At 47.6% G+C, this 1,218-nt stretch carries 1 protein-coding gene and 1 pseudogene; one reads left to right on the forward strand and one right to left on the reverse strand.

Annotated elements, in window-relative coordinates:
• Nucleotides 1-411 (forward strand): TOBE domain-containing protein (locus QUA38_RS29045; protein WP_333168006.1); only part of this gene is annotated, 411 nt, incomplete at its 5' end.
• A 165-nt stretch (nt 412-576) separates the two neighbouring features.
• On the opposite strand, the pseudogene QUA38_RS29050 reads toward QUA38_RS29045, so the two are convergent.
• Nucleotides 577-1,218, reverse strand: a pseudogene (locus tag QUA38_RS29050) (thioredoxin domain-containing protein); the annotation flags it as partial.

Genomic DNA, 1,218 nt, shown 5'->3' on the forward strand with positions numbered 1-1,218 from the left:
TATGAATATCCTAAAACGCGGTTTGTTGCTGATTTTATTGGCGACAGCAATTTTTTAAGCGGGCAAGTAGTAGAAAAGCAAAACGGTCAAATAATCGTGTTGGTTGACCAGCAGTTGCCCGTGTTAGTTGCGACAGCAGAAGATATGCCCGCTGGGAAAGTGGTAACGCTGGTGTTGCGGCCCGAAAAAGCTGCTATTTATCCGGCTAGTTATGACGATGAAAATAGCTGGCCGGGAATAGTAGAAGAGGCTATTTATATTGGCACAGACACGCGCTATACGGTGCGGTTGACTGCTAAAAGTTCGATCGCACTTCGCCGACAAAACTTGCACAGAGATGACTTGCAGCGATACCAAGTCGGCGACAGCGTTCGAGTTGTCGTGCCGCCGGAAAGTATCTGCATTTTTTGACACTCAAGCGGGCTGAAGCCACTGAGATTCTTTGGAAGATTGAGGAGCGGATTGAAGATGTACTTCCTTCCCGGTAGAAGATAATCTACTTCTTCCTTCTGCTTCCCCCTTCTTCCTTCGCGTTCTTCGCGTCTTCGCGGTTCAATAATATAGACAGTATTGGTACTAAACCCGCGTTTGACTTTGCAAAATTTCCTCCAACAGCCTCTCTTGACTTTTCGCCGGTTCCTTGCAAGTCAAACACTCGCAAACTAACCCGATAACACCTTCAGGCAAATCAGCCTCAATCTGACAGACAGCAGTTGGGTAATACTGGGAAATCAAGCCAGAAATTCGATCGGGAGTCGTGCGAATCAGGGTAGAGTGCTGATACCAGTCGATCGCCGAAAGTAGACTCGGACAAGCTTGCGGAGCATCTTGTACAATACTGCTGAAAGCTTGCAAACCTTGCTCCGCGCGATCGAGATATTCCAAATTCTGCCCCAGCAGCGCGAGACGAACCAAAGAGGCGATCGCAATTCCATTCGCCGCCGGAGTTGCATTGTCTATATAGCTGCGTTCCCGCACCAACAAATCTCCGCTAGCATCCTTAGCAGTATTGTAATATCCTCCCAATTCCACGCTCCACAAAAACTCATCAAATTCTTCTTGCACCTGCACAGCTTTCTCCAACCAAAACAGAGAATTCGGCAACTGTTTTGCATCTTCCGCGTTGCCTAAAGTCAAACTAGCTTGGTGCAAATCCAACAAAGCTTTCACAAACAAAGCATAATCTTCCGACTGCGCGGTTACAGCAGATTGTCCGTC

Origin of the sequence: Microcoleus sp. Pol12B4, assembly GCF_036701385.1 — a bacterium.
GTDB lineage: Bacteria > Cyanobacteriota > Cyanobacteriia > Cyanobacteriales > Microcoleaceae > Microcoleus.